The following is a 16,216-nucleotide window of genomic DNA, read 5'->3' on the forward strand; positions in this document are numbered from 1 at the left end:
GTAGGCAAATCAATTGACGCACGCCCCCGGCTTCGCGGGCGTGGCCGCTGCCGTGTCCGCATCGCTCAGGGTGTTCAGGAAGCAGAGCAGGTCCGCGATGTCCTGCTCGGACATGGGAGGCGCGGAGCCCGCGGCGCGGCCGTCCATCGGCAGTTGCGTGTCGATGTTGGCCGCGTAGGCAGCCGGCAGGTCGTCGTACTTCTGCACTTTGCCGCCCGTGTACTGCGTCGTGACGAGGCCGTACGCCGGAAAGCCGGGATCGTTCTTCGCCTTGGGCGTTCCGCCGACGGTGGGGTACCACAGCTCGGGCTGCGTGTCGCGCGTGTTGTAGAAGCGCACGACCTGCTCCAGCGAATGCATCACGCCGTTGTGGAAGAAGGCCTGCCGCGTCGCCACGTTGCGCATGGTCGGCGCCTTGAACATGCCGCAGAAGCCGTTCGCAGCGTTGGGTGCGGCCGGCGCGTGGTCGGTGCGCATCGGGCCGCACACGCCCATGTCGAAATACTTCAGGTCGCCGTTGGCCGGAATGCCCGCGTTGCGCGGCACGCTGATCGCCTCGTACGAGAAGTCGGTGAACAGCGCCGAGCTGCCGTTCAGGCCCGCGCCCTGGTAGTGGCACGAGGCGCAGTTGCCGGTGGCCGGGTTGGTGAACACCTTCAGCCCTCGCGTTTCCGCCGGCGTGAGCGTGCCGCCGATCTTGTTGGCCGCGTACAGGTCGAACTTGCTGCTGTACGGGTGAAAGCTCTTGTCCTCCAGCTGGTAGGCCTGCAGGGCCTGCAGCGCGCTGGCGAAGGCGGCGTCGCTGTCGTCGAACACCTTCGCGCCGAAGGCCTTGGCGACCAGCGGTGCGTAGTCGGCCGCCTGCAGTTTCTTCACTACGTCGGTGCTGCTCGCGTTGGCCATCTCCAGCGGATCGAGCAGCGGAAGGCGGGCCTGCGCGGCCAGCGTGTCGGCGCGGCCGTCCCAGGCGAAGCCGCCGCCGGGGCCGGGCGCGCTGATGCCGTCGGGGTTGTCCAGCAGATCGGCGTAGGGCGGCGTGATGTCCTTGTAGCGCAGCGAGGGCACTGCGCGCAGGCCGGCCTTGTCCATGCGCTCGCCGCCGAGCTGCACGGAGAGGTCGTTGGCCGGCGCGTACGCATGGGCCGGGTCGTGGCAGCTCGCGCACGACATGGCGCCGGAGCCCGAGAGGTTCTTGTCGAAGAACATCTTCTGGCCCACCTGCGCCGCGAGGCTCAGCGTGCTGGCGGAAGCGGGCGCCGCCGCGGGCGCGCTCGCCGCCGTGACGGGCGCGGAGGCGGTCGGCAGCGCGGCCGCCGATCCCCCGCCACCGCCGCCGCAGGAAACGAGCGCACCGCCCGCCGCGCCTGCTGCGGCCAGCACCGCCAGCCCGACCCAGCCGGCGCGCGTCACCGCCGGCCCCTTCGGGCCCGAACGGCGTTCGCTCATTGCTTCAGCGACCAGACGTTGAACTGGTTGGCATCCGGCCCGACCTGCGCGGCGGTCGACACGTCGCCCGACTGCTTCTGCGTGTAGCTCGCCGGGATCACGAAGGCGTGGTTGATCGGCCGCACGCTGTCGAAGTGCGTGTCCGCGCTGCCCGCGTACTCCGGCAGGTTCATGATGTTCTGGGCGATGAAGGCCTCGGTGTACTTCGAGCGGTTCATGTACGAGCCGTCGACCGCCGGGTCGGCCAGCTGGAACATGTCCTGCAGCGTGCGCACGAACGAGAAGTGGCTGTAGGCATCGCTGTCCGATACGCCCTTGGGCGCGTCGGGCTGGTTGGTCAGGATGCCGAAGATGCTCTCGCCGTGGCCGCGGTTGCCCTTGGTGTAGTTGTTGATCGTGGCATCGACCGACCAGGTACCGTCCGCGTTCTGCTTGATCGGGTTGGCAACGGTGCTGTTGGCCACGTTCCAGCCGCAGCAGGAATTGAAGCCGCTGGTGGCGCTGCCTTCGTCGAACATCAGCACGATCGCCACGCGCTTGTGCGTGTTCTTCCACAGCGGCGAAGCCTGGATGCGCTTGACCGTGAAGTCCACGTAGTTGTCGCCGCGCGTGATGATCGGCGAGACGGCCGTGGTCGACACGTTGTTCGCCACGCTGCTGCAGTCGCTCGCGGTGCCGGTGCCGCCGGCGCCCTTCACGCTGATGCCGTGCATGTCGTCGCACTGGTCGGGCACCAGGAAGTTCAGGTTGCCGACGTTGCCGCTGGCCAGGTCGGTGCCGAGCTGGTCGTAGTCGTAGCTTGCGGGAATGGCGTAGTCGGTGCTGTTCTTCAGCGCCGCATCCCATTGGCCGCCGCCCATGGTGCGGTTGCTGTACTTCCATTCGGGCGCGCTGCGCACGTTCTGGTAGGCCATGCCGGGGTGATGCTTGGTCTTGTACAGGCCCGCGGGCAGCGGCAGCGTGAGTGTGGCGTCGCCGATGGTCGCGTTGTTGCCGCCGAGCGTGCCGGGCGGGTAGACGTTGTCCTTCGCGGTGACGGCGGCGTCGGCCACGCTGTCGGTGCGGAAGTCCTGGCCCGGGTTCATTGACTCGCTGTAGGTGCGCCAGGTGAGGCCGGCGCTCGTGATCGCGTTGAAGAGGTTCGGCTTGCCGACGATGTTGTGGTTCACCGCGGCGGCCTGCGTGCAGGTGGCCGCGAATGGCGACTTGGCCAGGCCCGGTTGTGTGTTGTCGGGCACGGGCGTGTCCTGCACCGCATTGGCGCCGGTCGCGTCGCAGTTCCACTGGCTGTCGTCGCTGATGCCCCAGTCGTCCGCGCCGCCCAGCGCCGTGTAGTTGGGCTCGCTCGGGTTGCCGGTGGCGTAGTAGCTCACCAGCTGGTTTCCGGCCTTCAGGTAGCCGTTGATCTTGGGCGCGTAGGCCGAGTTCAGGATCGACATCGTGGCCTTGTTCTCCAGCATCACGATGAAGATGTTGTCGTAGCGCGGAATGCCCTCGACGTTGAATGCGGCCTGCTGCGCCTGCAGGAAGGTGATGGGCTTGCGGTTGTCCGCGACGCCTGCCGTCGCCACCGTCACGCCCGCCATGCCGCTCAGGCGCGGGTCGCCGCCGGGGTTGGCCAGCGCGTCGGGGTACAGGTCGCCGCGGTCAAGCTTGGTGGTCGCGTAGGCGAAGCGGTTGTTGAGCGCATTGGCCTCGCCGAGCAAGGCGGTCTGCACATTGGCGGCCGCGGCATTGAAGTCGGCAAGCAGGGCGTCGACCGGCACGCCCAGGCGCGTGGCCAGGTTCTGCTTCTCGGCTGCGTAGCTCGTGCCGTTGGCTTCGATCAGGCGCGCGACCTCGGATGACAGCGGGCTCACCACCACGGCCGTGCCTTGCTCCTTCACCTGGTCGAGCGCCACGCGCAGCACTTCGCGCCTGGGCACGCTGGCGTTGGTGGCGGTGTTCTTCGCGTTGGTGCCGATGTCGGCAATGAGCGCGGACGCGGCGGACAGCGAGAGGCTGAACTTGCCGTTGGCATCGGTCACGGCGGCGGGCTCGCCGCTGTCGCAGCGGCCGTTGTTGTTGCTGTCGACGCAGACCGTGGCGCCTGCGTAGTAGCCGGCCGCAATCACTGGATCGGTGCTGCTGCCGGCCTTGAAGGCGGTGGCGGCGAGCACGCCGCTGAAGGTGGTGTTGCCGGAGCCCGCGGGCTGGCTCACGGGTTGGCTCGCGGGCGGCGGGAGGAATGCAACCGGCCCCGAGCCGCCGCCTCCGCCTCCGCACGCAGCCAGCAGCGAAGCTGCGAGCACGGTCAGGGTGGGACACAGCAAGCCGGATCTGATTTTTTGAATGGCTTTCAATTTCTTCTTTCGAGCGTGGAGGGGAGCGTGAAGCAGCGGCGCAGCCGATGGCTGCGCTTGCACTGCGGATCGCGGATGAATCTAGGAGCGCCGCATGTCAGTCAAAAGGCAGAAGACTTAGCAGCGAATTAGCGAGGCCCCGCGACCTGACCACGTCGAAAGAAGCACAGGAAAAGCCGAAACGAACGGCGTGCAGGAGGGCTGACTGCCACCTGACTTTTTGGCGCGCCGCGCACCTGAAATGCGGCCGTCGCGGGGCGAGCCGACACTGGCGGCGGCGTGATCGCGAGCCACCCACCCGGACCGTGGAAAGCCGGTCAGGGACGTCGCGCCGGAAGACTCAGGACTTCGCTTTCTTCGAAGACTTCGCCTTGCCCGCCCCATTGAGCGCGACCGCTTCGAGAACCAGCGCCTTGAACGCGGCTGCGTCCGGCTCTTCACCTTCATGGATGTCGATGGCGCGGCGCACGTTGCCGTCGAGGCTCGAATTGAAGAGTCGGGCCGGGTCCTTCAGCGACGCCCCCTTGGCGAAGGTCAGCTTCACCACGCTCTTGTACGACTCGCCCGTGCAGATGATGCCGTCGTGCGACCAGACCGGCGTGCCCATCCACTTCCACTCCTCGATCACCTGCGGGTCTGCCTCGGTGATGAGCTTGCGCATCCTGGCGAGCGTTGCGCCGCGCCAGTCGCCGAGTCCGGCGATTTTTTCGGAGATGAGTTCCGAGGCCGGCTGGCCCTGGTCTGCTTTCGTGTCCGACTGCTTCATGTTCGTACCTCGATGAGTGGATCCAGTTCGGCGCGGAGGCGTTTTACCGCCACTTCGTGCCGCAGCGTCTGCGCGCCGCGCCCGTAGGTCGCGGCCTTGCGAATCAGCCGCAACTGCTCACGCTGCAGCCGTGCCTTCAGGCGCCTTGCGCGCCAGCCGTAGGTCCAGCCCGTTTCCCTGCGGAGCTTGTACCGCTGCATGGGCGCGCCCAGCCGCACCCATTCGTCGTCGCGGATCAGCTCGCGCTCCGGCACGAACCAGGCTGCCAGTGCGTGCAGGTACGTGCCGTTCTCGCGCGCGGCAACCTGCCAGAAGAGCCCCGCCACGATGATCGCGGGAAGCCCCTTGATCACCAGCATGATGGCCATTTCGCCGTACCCGCCATCGAAGAGATCTTCGAGGAAAGGTGAGTTCCAGATGAAATGCATCGCCCATGCGAGCATGAAGCACAGCAGCGCGCATGCGATGCGCACCGCCATCGGCCGATGCGGATGCAGCAGGAACCACGCCACGCCGAAAGACGCGATCGCCGTGTAGGCCGCGTGGCTCCACAGCCCGCTCAGCAGCCCGCGCGTCAGCAGGTTGAGCAGCACCGGATACACCTGGTTCTCCAGCGGAAAGTGCATGGAGGCGTTGACCGTGTAGCTCAGGTTCTCGACCACCTGAAAGCCCAGCCCCGCCATCGCGCCGACGATCAGCACCGACAGGTAGGTCTGGAACTGGTTGCGCGCCACCAGCACCAGGAGGACGACCCCGGCAAGCTTCAGGAACTCTTCCGTGACCGGCCCCGCAACAGCCGGCCCCCACACCGCGACGAACTCCGGCGACACCAGCTTGGCGCACAGACTTTGGATGGCGATGTTGGCCGGCGCCGCGAAATAGACCGCGCCCATGCCGCCCCATGCGAAGGCCAGCACGTAGGCCTCCGGCGGGTGCTGCTCGAGCAGGTCCAGCGTACGAAAGGCCAGCACGAAAAGCAGCGTGTAGGCCCCCCACACCAGCAGCCCCAGGAATGCGGTGATGGGCACCACGCGAAACCCCATCGAGAACATCTGGACCGTGTAGAACAGCCCGTTGACGATCAGCGCCGCCAGCAGCCAGAAAGCTGCGCGCCCTGGCTGGAAGAACGAGTCGGTGCCGACCGGCCACTGGGCCCGGTCCTGGTCGAAGACGGGCGGCCTCACTGCGCGGCCTCCAGGTCCATCGAGTCCAGCATGCCGCGGGCTTCGGTCAGCGCGTCGTCCATGCCTTCGTTGGCGCCGTAGAAGTCGATCTGCACGAGCGATTTGCGCTGCAGGTCGACCACCTGCCAGAACCGGCCCGCCAGCTTGGAGCCGTAGTAGGCGAAGGTCTTGCCCTGCAGCCCCCACGACGTGACGAAGTCGGACACGTCGCCATCGATGCGCAGGCGCTGGCCGCGCTCCATCAGCCGCTGCTGCCGCACCAGCGAGCCATCCGGCCCGCCGGCCCAGGGCTGCGTCGTTACCAGGAACTTGTGGCTGCCCTTGAAAAGCATCAGCGACTGGCCTGCCTTCGAGCGGGAAACGTCCATCTCCCATCCCTCGGCGGGGACGAACCTGGCCTGGCCGGCGTCCACCGTCTGTCCCACGGGCAACGGCCGGTTGCCCGGCGTGTGACGGTTCCAGAAGGTGAGACCGCCCACATAGGCGGCAATGGCGAGGAGCACCGCCAGCGCGCCCGGCCAGGTGCGATACGGTATGCGGCGTGACGGCTCATGCATCCTTTGATCGTGCCATACGATCGCATGCGCCTGGCGGCCCCCGCAACCGATGCGGCATACTGCCAGCCCCTAAAAACTCCCAGAAGCCCGCCGAATGGAAAACGAAGTCGACCCCCAGGTACTCGCAGTCATCAATGAAAAGCGACTGTCCGGACCACGGCTCACGCCGGTCGAAATCGTTGCCAAGATGGGCGTGTTCGACGCGCGCGAAAAGCCGTTCGACCACGCCTGGCTCGCAACCGGCGACAACGTCATCGCCACCATCTGGGCCGAATGGGTGAACGTGGGGGCCGGCGGGCGCTGGTTCTGCCTGGAGTCGCTCGACATCCACCACCGTGCGGGCGGCGGCGAGCGCAACGCGCAACAAGTCCAGCGCGGCAAAGACCGCCTGGCCTTGCTCAAGCGCACCTTCGACGCCGGCCAGGGCTTCCGTGCCGTGGTGCAGACCAACCGCCTCGCCATCGTCGAAGTGGAAAGCAACAAGGACGCCAAGGTGTCCACCCGCGTGCGCGACGACGACGAGTGGCACGTCGCCAGCTGGGAGCCCGAGCAGAAGCTGGCTGTGCTGGTTCGCGGCCCGCGCGGCTGGGTGCCGACCGAGGCCGAAGTGCAAACCGCCAGGGCGCGCAGCAACGTGCCGCAGCAGCTGGCCGCAGCCGCCGGTGCAGCCGATGGCGCCGCAAGCAAGGCCTCACCCGAAGAAGTGCGGGCCGCCGCCATCGCGTACGTCGTCAAGCATTTCACGGGCTATGGCTACAAGGCCGAGAACCTCGCCGACAAGAACATCGGCTACGACCTCGAAGTGTCGAACGCCAAGGGCCAGACGCTGCTGCGCGTCGTGGTCAAGGGCACCGCGCCGGGCGTGCCGAGCTTCAAGCTCAGCGAAGAAGAAAGCGCATGCTCCGTGCGCGAACCGCTCTGGCGTCTACTGGTGGTGACCGACGCGGGCAGCCCGACCGCGCAGCACAAGATCTACAAGCCCACCGAGATCAACTCGGCCCCGGGCCACGACCCGTCGTAAGCAGCGCGCCGGGGCCGGCGCATCTCAGGCCCACCGCATGGAGGAATCCAGATGCCTGTTGCAATGTTCGCCGCCCTGGGCTTTACGGTCGCGCTCCTCGTCACGACGGCCTACTTCATCATGGGTTCGATCCCGCTTCTGGTCCTGCAGCACGACACACCGCTCGACGCCCGCTTTGTGCGCGGCTTCTTCAACATCTACTACAACGCCGCGTTCATTACCGCGACTGCAACAGCCATCAGCTTTGCACTCGCAGGGCGCGCGGGGCTCGCCGCGGGTGCCGTGGTGTTGGCGCTGATTGCCGTCGCCCTGCGCAGGAAGATCATCCCCAGGATGGACTCGCTCGGGGCGCAGATCCAGGCGAACTACATGGACGCCATTCCGGGATTTCGCCGAACCCACGTCATTGCGATCCTGATCAACATCGCCCAGCTCGTGGCCATCGTGTGGAGCCTCATTTCGCTGGGCCGATAGTTCGAGCCGGGAGCCCGACTGTCTGCTGCGCGTCGGCGACTGCCAATGCCTCGCCCAAGGTGCCGGCGCACAGAACCCGCGCCTCGGGTCGCAGTGCGCGCAAGCCGAAAGCGAAACCGGCCTGGTACAGAGGGCGGGGGCGGGTGCTCGCGTGGAAATCGACCCGAGTAGACTCCGCGGCTTTCTGTTCTGCAGAGGAGCGACCCGCGATGGCTGTCTTCGGCGCCGGCCCTTACTTCCACGGTACGCGGGCGGACCTCCAGGTGGGCGACCTGCTCACCGCAGGCTTCCGCTCGAACTACGACGGCCGCGTCGTCATGAACCACATCTACTTCACCGCCTGGCCAAAGGGCGCCGGGCTGGCCGCCGAAATGGCGAAGGGCGAGGGCCGTCGCCGCGTCTACATCGTCGAACCCACGGGTGCCTTCGAGGATGACCCCAACGTCACCGACAAGAAGTTTCCGGGCAATCCCACACGCTCGTACCGCAGCCGGGAGCCGCTTCGGATCGTGGGCGAACTGGCGACCTGGGAGCTCTTTGACGCGGAGTACATCCTGCAGCTCAGGGAGCGCGTACGCGTGGGTATGGGGGAGATCATTAACTGAATCCGGCCTGCCATGCCGCGCTGGGTAGCGATCGGAAATGGACTGGGTCGCGGAGATCGCCCAGCGCGATGCCCGGCGTTGGATGATGGATTCGAGCGTCGGCCACAACCAGACTTTAGGAGTGCACCACGGATGGTCCGCGCAGCTCGAACAGTCATTCACCGACGGCGAGCGGCCGCACCACCCGCTCACCGCAGTTCCGGAAAAGACAGCCCCATCACATTTGCCGATTCAAGCCAGTGATCCCTGTGGCGCAGGAATTCGCATGCGCGCGTTTCCCACGGCAGCGGTCCTTCCCGCCGTTCATCACCTCTGCGGCATGTCCTTGATCGAATACCCCAGGCTCACAGTCGCATCCTCCGGAATCGCCGGCATCGTCGCATTCCAAGCCTGCCAATCCGCCCGCATCGCAGCCAGCCTTTCCGGCTCCTTCTTCGCCAGATTCGCCCGCTCGCGCTCATCCCCGGGAATGTTGAACAGGTACTCGTTCCCGTCCACCTTCAGGTACTTCCAGTCCCCATCGCGCATGGCTTCCTGCCCGCGGTGGTTCATGCGCCAGTGCAACGGCCTGCGGAAGCTTTGCTTCGCATCCTTCAGCACGGGCATCAGCGAGACGCCATCCAGCGGATAGTCCGCATGCGCCGCCACGCCGGCCGCATCGAGCATGGTGGCCGACCAGTCCATGGTCATGCACAGCTGCGTGCTCTCGCCGCCCTTGCCAATCACCGCAGGCCAGTGCGCGATCCATGGCACGCGGATGCCGCCTTCGGTCAGATCCATCTTGCCGCCCACCAGCGGCCAGTTGTCCGAGAAGCGCTCGCCGCCGTTGTCGCTGGTGAACACCACCAGCGTGTTGTCGGCCATGCCGTGCTTCTGCAGCGCGGCCATGATCCAGCCGATGCCTTCGTCCATGTGATGGATCATGCGGCGGTACACGTGGATGTTGCCGCCGGCCAGGTCGAACAGGTTGTCCTTCACGGCGGGTGCCTTGGCCGCGTCGTCGCGCGTTTCCCATGGCCAGTGCGGGGCGGTGTAGTGCAGGCTCAGGAAAAAGGGCGCTTCCTGCTTCGCCATGCGCTCCACGTACTCGACCGCGCGCTTCGAGAGGATGTCGGTGAGGTAGCCCTCCTCGACCTTGTCTTCCTCGCCGAACCACAGGTCGTGCCGTCCGGTGGAGTCGCAGTGGGTGAAGTAGTCGACCCCGCCCGACATCGGACCGAAGAATTCGTCGTATCCCGAGCGCAGCGGCCCGAAGCTGGGCGGGTAACCCAGGTGCCATTTGCCGATGAGCGCCGTGCTGTAGCCGCTGGCCTTCAGCAATGAAGGCAGCGTGGGATGGTCGGTCGGCAGGCCAAGCGTGGTGCTGCCGCGGCTCCTGCTGTTGATGGGCTCTTCGGCGGCGCCGCGCAGGCGGTACTGGTAGCGCCCGGTGATCATGCCGAAGCGCGTGGGCGAGCACACGGGCGAGTTGGCGTAGCCCTGCGTGAGCTTCAGGCCGTTGGCGGCCAGCCCGTCGAGCACGGGCGACACGGGGCCGAACACGGCGTCGCGGCCGCCGTAGCAGCCGAGATCGGCATAGCCGAGGTCGTCGGCCACGATGAAGATGATGTTGGGTCTTGCCATGTCTCTCTGGGGCTCTCTCGCTTGCTTGGTTCTTTGCTTCTGCTTGTCGGTGGTCAGGGCTGGTAGCCCGACTTCTGCACCACGGGCGCCCACTGGGTGCGGTAGGCCTTGAGCATCGCGGCGGTCTGCGCCTGGGTGCTCACCACGGGCGTCATGCCCGAGTCCTTGAACTTGCGTTGCGTGTCCGGGTCCTGCATGACTTCGCGGATCACGGTGGCGAGGCGTTCGACCTTTTCCTTCGGCATGGTGGCCGGTGCGAAGAAGGTGTTCCAGCCGGTGGCGGCAAGGTCGAGGCCCGCTTCCTTGAAGGTGGGCACGTCGGGCACGAAGGGCGAGCGCTTGGTGCCCGAAATGGCGAGGATGCGGACCTTGCCGGCGGTGTGCTGCGGCACGACCACGTCTTCGGTGTCGACGGCAATGGGCACCTGCCCGCCGATCAGGTCATTCAGCAGCGGCGCGGAGCCGCGGTAGCCGATCACCTGGGTCTGCACCTTGGCCTTCTCGCCCACCATGAGGCCGAAGAAGTGCGGCAGGCTGCCGGTGGCCGGCACGCCGACGTTGGCCTGGTTGGGGTTGGCGCGCATCCAGGCGAGCAGATGGTTGAGCTCGCGCACGGGCAGGGTGGGGGACACCGCCAGCGCGAAGTTGTAGTCGTTGACGTAAGACACGGGCACGAAGTCGCGCTCGGGGTCGTAGTTGTTGTCCTTGAAGACCAGCGGCGCCACCACTATCACGGCGGGGTTGGCGAGCATCAGCACGTTCTGGCTGGCCGGGGTGGTCTTCACCTGCTGCGCCGCGAGGCGGCCGCCCGCACCGGGCTTGTTGTCGACCACCACGGGCACGCCCAGGCGCGAGGAAAGCTTGTCGCCCACGATGCGCGCCACGCGGTCGGTGGCGCCGCCGGGGGCGTAGCCGACGACGATGTGCAGCGGGGTGTCGAACGTCTGCGCGCTCGCCGCGGGTGCCGTGGCGGCGATGGATGCCATGAAGCCGGCTGCGGCAAGCAGCGTGGCCAGGCGGCGGGTGATGGGGGTCGTATTCGGCATATCGGGGTTCCTCCTCGTTTCGGTCGTTCGTTTGGTTGTTCAGTCGTTGGCCTGGAAATTCACGGCTTTCATGATGCCCGCCCAGCGCGCGGTGTCCTCGCGCATGGTCTTCAGCAAGGCGTCGCTGCCGTCGCCGACCGGGTACATGCCGTTCTGCAGCAACTGTTGGCGCACCTCGCGCGAGTTGACGGCGCGGGCGAATTCCGCGCGCAGCTTGTCGACGGTGGCTTGTGGTGTCTTGAGCGGTGCGTAGTAGGCGAACCAGGCGGTGGCCACCACGTCCTTGTAGCCGGCTTCGACGAAGCATGGCAGGTTGGGCATGAGCGGCGAGCGCTTCTCGCCGCTGGTGGCCAGCACCTTCACGCGGCCCGAGGGCATCATCTGCTGCGCGCCGCCGACGGTGTCGAAGTACACGGGTATGGTGCCGCCCATCACGTCCTGCCGCGCGGGCGTGGAGCCGCGGTAGGGCACGTGCACCATCTTCAGCCCGGCCGTGCGGTTGAGCATCTCGCCTAGAAAGTGCGAAGGCGTGCCCGAGCCGTAGGAGCCGAAGCTCAGCTTGTCGCCCTGCGCCTTGGCCCAGGCGATGAACTCGGCCAGCGTGTTGGCAGGCACGTCCTTGTGCACGGTCAGCGCCAGCTCGAAGCGCGCCGCGTTGATGATCGGCACGAAATCCTTGAACGGGTCGTACGAGAGGCTGCGGTAGGCGCTCGGGTACATGGTCATCATGCTGGCCGTTCCCAGCAGCAGCGTGTGGCCGTCGGGGGCGGCCGTCTTGACGGTTTCCGCCGCAATGCGGCCCGCCGCGCCCGCGCGGTTGTCGACGATGAGCGGGCCCAGCGCCTCGCGCACCTGCTGCGCGATGGCGCGGGTCAGCACGTCCTGCGTGCCGCCGGCGGGCACGCCGATCAGCACCTTGATGGGCTGGCCGGGCCTGAAGGCCTGGGCCCGCGCATCGAGGGCGAGCGGCGCAAGGGCAAACCCGCCCAGGGCGGCGAGTGCGTGGCGGCGGTCGAACGAAGAAAGGGGCGTGGGCATGGGGCGGCGTCTCCGGGGTTTTCTCGGGGTTGGAGTTCGATCCCGAAGACTGTAGAGACGCTACAGTCGATTGATCTAATCAACCAACCCCCGGACTAACCCCCAATGACCACGCAGCACCGTTCGCTCGACGACCTGCTGCTGTACCGGCTGTCGCGGGTGGTCGGCGTGGCGGGTGGCATGGTGATCCGGCTGTGCGAGGGCCGCTTCGGCATCACGCGGCGCGAATGGCGGCTGATCGTGGTGCTCGCGCGCCGCGGCGAACTGGGCTCCTCCCAGCTGGCCGAGCATGCCCAGCTCGATCGCGCCCGCACCTCCAAGGCCGTCGGTTCGCTGGTCGAAAAACAGCTGGTCTCGCGCGTGGCCCGCGTGGGCGACCGGCGGCAGGTGCTGCTGGACCTGACCGAGGCGGGGCACGCGCTGTACGCGGAGCTTTTTCCGCTGGTCACCAGGATCAATGCCGAGCTGATAAGCGCCCTGAGCGGCGAAGACGCGGCGCGCCTGGACCAAATCCTGCACCTCCTGCAGGCGCAGGCCGAGCGCATGGTGGCAGTGGCCGTGCTGCCCAAGGCGGACCGGGGCCGCCGCGGGGCGGGCGGCATCAGGCCACCTTCATCACGGTCGCCTTGACGATGCCGCGGTAGCGCACCTGGTTGCTTGCCAGGCGGTGCGCTGCGGCGCCGCCTTCATCGCCGAGCGCCTCAACGCCGTATCAGGCCACGGCTCGTTGTTGCTGTTGTCCGTATTCCTGGTCGCCGTCGCTCGCGATGCGCATCTTCGGCAGGAACTGCGGGTGCTCGCGCTGCATGAAGTCGATCAGCCCTTCGCGCACGCTGCAGCGCAGGTCGAACGCAAGGCCCGATGTTGCCGCGGTGCACAGCACGCGGATCTGCATGGTGCGCTCGGTCGCATCGGTCACTCGCAGGTTGAAGAAGCGGCCGTCCCATTCGGGTGCGGCCTTCACGATGCGCTCGACCTCCGCGCGCAGCGGCGCGAGCGGCATGCCGTAGTCGACGTAGATGAACACGGCGCCCAGCAGCTGCGCCGAGTGCCGCGTCCAGTTCTGGAACGGCTTCTCGATGAAGTAGGTGAGTGGCAGGATCAGCCGGCGCTCGTCCCAGATCTTGAGGACGACGAAGGTGCCCGTGATCTCCTCGACGCGGCCCCATTCGCCCTCGACCACGAGCACGTCGTCGATGCGGATGGGCTGCGCCAGCGCGATCTGCAGGCCCGCAATGAGGTTGCTGAACACCGGCTTGGCCGCGAGGCCGGCCACGATGCCGATCACGCCGGCCGAGGCCAGCAGGCTCGCGCCCACCTGGCGCGCACCCGGAAAGGTCATGAGCATCATCGCGCCGCCGGCCACCAGCACCACCGTCATGGCGGTGCGCGCCAGCACGCGCGTCTGCGTGAGCACACGGCGCGCCTGCAGGTTGTCGTCGATGTCGGAAGGGTTCTGGGCGAGCACGCCTTCGGCGAAGCCGCTGATGGCCTTCACCGTGAGCCAGGTGGCGGCGGCGATGAGCAGCAGTCCGTTGAGGTGGCGAACGTTGCCGATGAAGCGAAGGTCGTCAGGCGCCGCCTGGAAGATGAGCAGCAGCGCCACCAGCGGCAGCACGAGCCGTGCCGGCGCGTTGCAGTTGATCACCATCGCGTGCACCGTGGGTACGGGGCGGGTGATGCGCTTCAGGACAAGGCCGCCGATGCGGTGAACCAGAAGAGCGAGCGGGATGGCGACGAGGATGGCAATCCATGTGCCGAACCAGGGGTGGGCAAGTATCTCTTTGGTCATCAGGCGGTGGTCGTCGTGGCTGCTGTTGTCTCGTTCAGGGGTTGAAGAATGCGCGCCGCGTCGTCGCGCAGCTGCGTGGCGAGTGCCGTGGCGAGGTCGAGCCGGCGCAGCAGCCAGGGGCTGATGTCGTTGTCGAACGGGTCGGGCAGGGGGATCGGGCCACCCACGGTGGTCGAGCCGGCGCTCTCGGGTTGAGAGGGGCCGGTGGTAGGAATGGTTCCGATGGCCGCTTCGATGCGCTGCGCGGTGCGGCTGATCGGGCCTTCGACCTCTGCGGGCGTGAGGCGGTCACGCCGCAGCACCAGCATCGACTTCACGGCGCTCAACTGCGCAAGCAGCTGGTAGCTGTGTGCCTGCAGGTGCTCGAGCGGCTCCAGCGGCGGCTGCACCGCGCGCGGCTCCGAGAGCGAGCGCTGCGTGGCCTGCACCAGCGCCGAGAGGCTGTCGTAGGCCTCGCGGCGCGCGAGCCGCCATTCGAGCTCGGGGCTGCTGTCGATGGCCTTGAGCTGGCCCAGGCCGAGCGCGAGCCGCGCATGCCGCGCCTGTGCGGTGAGCACGCGCGACACCAGCGCCGGAATCTGCGTGCGCTCCCACGAGGGCAGCACGTAGCAGAAGCCCCAGGCCAGCGCGGCGCCAATGAGCGTGTCGGCGATGCGCTCGAAGAGCGCGAAGATCGGCGCGATGCCCACGTTCAGCATGTGGGCCTGCACCAGGCCGAGCACGGTGGCGGCCACGGCGGTAATGAGGTAGCGCCGCACTGCGAAGCTGTGCGCGATGGCCTGCGCCACCGTGACGATGACCAGCAGCATCAGCGCCGACGGGTGCGCCGACAGCAGCCCCACCGCGAGCACGCAGCCCAGCAGCGTGCCGGCCACGCGCGCGTTGCGGCGCTCCAGCGTCTGCGACAGGCTGCCGCGCAGCACGACCACGATGGTCAGCAGGATCCAGTAGTCGTGCGAGCCCCAGGGCATCGACACCGCGATGGCGTAGCCGGCTGCGATGGCCAGCGCGGCGCGGATGGCGTGGCGCAGCGGCGGCTGGTCCCAGCTCCACAGCGTGAGGAAGGGGCGCAGCGACCAGTCGGTGGGGCTCACGAAGAGCTGCCAGTTGGCTCGCACCACGGCGAGGTTGGGCTCGGCGTCGCCGCGCGCCATGGCCGACAGGCGCAGCACCTCGTCGTTGATGTGGCCGATGCGGCTGGCCAGCCCGCGCGCGAGCATGGCGGCCGTGGGGCCGCTGCCGCCGTGCATGTCGGTGCTGTCGTCGGCCGAGACGTGGATGGCCGCCAGGCGCGGGCGGCGGTCGGCTACGGCCTCGGGGTGGCGGCCCATCATGAGGGCGTCGGCCAGCGCGATGGTCTCGTCGGCGAGCTCTTCGAGCACGCGGCGCATCTCGATCAGCGCCTCGGCGTGCGCGGGGTGGGCGCGCAGGGTGTCGAGGTCGAGCTCGCTGGCCAGCAGCTGGTCGCGCATCTCGAGCACGATCACCAGCATGGCGGCCAGGCGCTGGCGGCGCGGAGTGCGCGGCGACTCGAGCACGATGTCGCGCGTGGCCTGCAACTGGTCGGCCAGCGCGGCCTGCTCGCGCAGCAGTTGGCCCAGCAAGGGCGCGGGAGTGTCGCGCACGTCGCGGGTCTCGTCCTGCGGCAGGAACTGGCTGGCCTCGGTTCGCATCAGCGCGGCCAGCGAATACAGCACGTCGGCCACCGACTGGGTGCGAAAGCGCCCGTTGAGCGCGAGGTTGGCCAGCGTGGCCCAGATCACGTAAAGGCCCGCGCCCAGTCCGAAGTGCCAGGTGCGCTCGATGGCGTCGGCCATGCCGGCGGGCGGCGGCGTGGCCATGGAGAACACCATCGAGAACATCACCGCGATGGCGATCGGGATGCCGCGCTTGCCCCAGGCCATGGCCAGGAAGGCGACGAAGGTGGCGGGCACCAGCACCAGCCCGAGCCGGATGGGGGCACTGTGCAGCATCTGCACCGCGAAGAAGAGCGGCAGCCCGATGAGCGGCGCCGGCAGCATCTGCAGGAACTTGCCGCGGCGTGGGCCGGGCAAGTCGGGCGGCGCGGTGACGATCACGCCGGTGGCGGCCGCAGAGGCCGCAATGGTGCCGAGCCAGAGGTGGATGCCGCCCGAGATGAACAGCAGGCCCAGCGCAACGGTGAGCCCGCTCGCGACGTAGTGGCTCAGCGCGATGCGCAGAGCGGCACGAACGCGGGGCGCGGCGTGGGGCCCCAGCATCGTCACTTGGCGGGCGTGTCGCCCTCGGAGGGGCCACTGGCGGCGGGTGCGTCGCGGCGGATGCGCGTGAGCTTGCGGGGGG

Annotated in this window: 14 protein-coding genes; 4 read left to right on the plus strand and 10 right to left on the minus strand. The window is 67.8% G+C overall.

Annotated elements, in window-relative coordinates; genetic code table 11:
* Window positions 1–9: 9 nt before the first annotated feature.
* From ACCC97_RS17555 to ACCC97_RS17575, 5 genes are all read right to left on the minus strand, one after another.
* Window positions 10–1,446 (minus strand): cytochrome-c peroxidase, encoded by a 1,437-nt coding sequence (locus tag ACCC97_RS17555; RefSeq protein ID WP_413334101.1) that lies wholly within the window; start codon window positions 1,444–1,446, stop codon window positions 10–12.
* On the minus strand, window positions 1,443–3,758 hold the full coding sequence (locus ACCC97_RS17560; protein WP_413334102.1) for an alkaline phosphatase family protein: 2,316 nt from the start codon (window positions 3,756–3,758) through the stop codon (window positions 1,443–1,445). Before ACCC97_RS17560 ends, ACCC97_RS17555 begins: the two co-directional genes overlap by 4 nt.
* Before the next feature lie 370 nt (window positions 3,759–4,128).
* Window positions 4,129–4,554 carry a DUF1801 domain-containing protein gene (locus tag ACCC97_RS17565; protein WP_007833747.1) on the minus strand — a complete coding sequence of 142 codons (426 nt, stop codon included), beginning with the start codon at window positions 4,552–4,554 and terminating at the stop codon, window positions 4,129–4,131.
* Window positions 4,551–5,738, minus strand: coding sequence for a PrsW family intramembrane metalloprotease (locus ACCC97_RS17570; RefSeq protein ID WP_413334104.1), 1,188 nt, complete (start codon window positions 5,736–5,738; stop codon window positions 4,551–4,553). The genes ACCC97_RS17565 and ACCC97_RS17570 overlap by 4 nt, the downstream gene beginning before the upstream one ends.
* Complete coding sequence (locus tag ACCC97_RS17575) at window positions 5,735–6,295, minus strand: hypothetical protein (RefSeq protein WP_007833740.1); 561 nt, start codon at window positions 6,293–6,295, stop codon at window positions 5,735–5,737. Before ACCC97_RS17575 ends, ACCC97_RS17570 begins: the two co-directional genes overlap by 4 nt.
* Before the next feature lie 94 nt (window positions 6,296–6,389).
* Here ACCC97_RS17575 and ACCC97_RS17580 point away from each other — a divergent pair, with 94 nt between their 5' ends.
* The 3 genes from ACCC97_RS17580 to arr all read left to right on the plus strand — a co-directional run bounded on the left by ACCC97_RS17580 (window position 6,390) and on the right by arr (window position 8,395).
* Complete coding sequence (locus tag ACCC97_RS17580; RefSeq protein WP_413334106.1) at window positions 6,390–7,316, plus strand: protein NO VEIN domain-containing protein; 927 nt, start codon at window positions 6,390–6,392, stop codon at window positions 7,314–7,316.
* Between the two features lie 63 nt (window positions 7,317–7,379).
* Window positions 7,380–7,790: a hypothetical protein gene (locus ACCC97_RS17585; RefSeq protein ID WP_237726095.1), complete on the plus strand. Its 411-nt coding sequence runs from the start codon at window positions 7,380–7,382 to the stop codon at window positions 7,788–7,790.
* Window positions 7,791–7,999: 209 nt separating this feature from the next.
* Window positions 8,000–8,395 carry an NAD(+)--rifampin ADP-ribosyltransferase gene (gene arr / locus ACCC97_RS17590; RefSeq protein ID WP_007833735.1) on the plus strand — a complete coding sequence of 132 codons (396 nt, stop codon included), beginning with the start codon at window positions 8,000–8,002 and terminating at the stop codon, window positions 8,393–8,395.
* Between the two features lie 306 nt (window positions 8,396–8,701).
* On the opposite strand, the gene ACCC97_RS17595 is transcribed toward arr, so the two are convergent.
* Genes ACCC97_RS17595 through ACCC97_RS17605 form a run of 3 tightly spaced genes read right to left on the minus strand, consistent with a single transcriptional unit; the run spans window position 8,702 to window position 12,102 of the window.
* On the minus strand, window positions 8,702–10,018 hold the full coding sequence (locus ACCC97_RS17595) for a sulfatase (RefSeq protein WP_413334109.1): 1,317 nt from the start codon (window positions 10,016–10,018) through the stop codon (window positions 8,702–8,704).
* A gap of 53 nt (window positions 10,019–10,071) precedes the next feature.
* On the minus strand, window positions 10,072–11,064 hold the full coding sequence (locus ACCC97_RS17600) for a Bug family tripartite tricarboxylate transporter substrate binding protein (RefSeq protein WP_413334111.1): 993 nt from the start codon (window positions 11,062–11,064) through the stop codon (window positions 10,072–10,074).
* Window positions 11,065–11,103: 39 nt separating this feature from the next.
* Window positions 11,104–12,102, minus strand: a complete 999-nt coding sequence (locus ACCC97_RS17605; RefSeq protein ID WP_007833732.1) for a Bug family tripartite tricarboxylate transporter substrate binding protein — start codon at window positions 12,100–12,102, stop codon at window positions 11,104–11,106.
* A 105-nt stretch (window positions 12,103–12,207) separates the two neighbouring features.
* Here ACCC97_RS17605 and ACCC97_RS17610 point away from each other — a divergent pair, with 105 nt between their 5' ends.
* Window positions 12,208–12,732, plus strand: a complete 525-nt coding sequence (locus ACCC97_RS17610) for a MarR family winged helix-turn-helix transcriptional regulator (RefSeq protein WP_007833731.1) — start codon at window positions 12,208–12,210, stop codon at window positions 12,730–12,732.
* Between the two features lie 82 nt (window positions 12,733–12,814).
* Here the strand turns inward: ACCC97_RS17610 and ACCC97_RS17615 are convergent, their stop codons facing one another.
* Together ACCC97_RS17615 and ACCC97_RS17620 are read right to left on the minus strand one after the other, a co-directional pair.
* Window positions 12,815–13,894 carry a mechanosensitive ion channel family protein gene (locus tag ACCC97_RS17615; RefSeq protein ID WP_007833730.1) on the minus strand — a complete coding sequence of 360 codons (1,080 nt, stop codon included), beginning with the start codon at window positions 13,892–13,894 and terminating at the stop codon, window positions 12,815–12,817.
* Window positions 13,894–16,134: an FUSC family membrane protein gene (locus tag ACCC97_RS17620; RefSeq protein WP_413334114.1), complete on the minus strand. Its 2,241-nt coding sequence runs from the start codon at window positions 16,132–16,134 to the stop codon at window positions 13,894–13,896. Before ACCC97_RS17620 ends, ACCC97_RS17615 begins: the two co-directional genes overlap by 1 nt.
* Window positions 16,135–16,216: the final 82 nt, after the last annotated feature.

Origin of the sequence: Variovorax sp. Varisp85 (assembly GCF_047304045.1) — a bacterium.
Lineage (GTDB): Bacteria > Pseudomonadota > Gammaproteobacteria > Burkholderiales > Burkholderiaceae_C > Variovorax.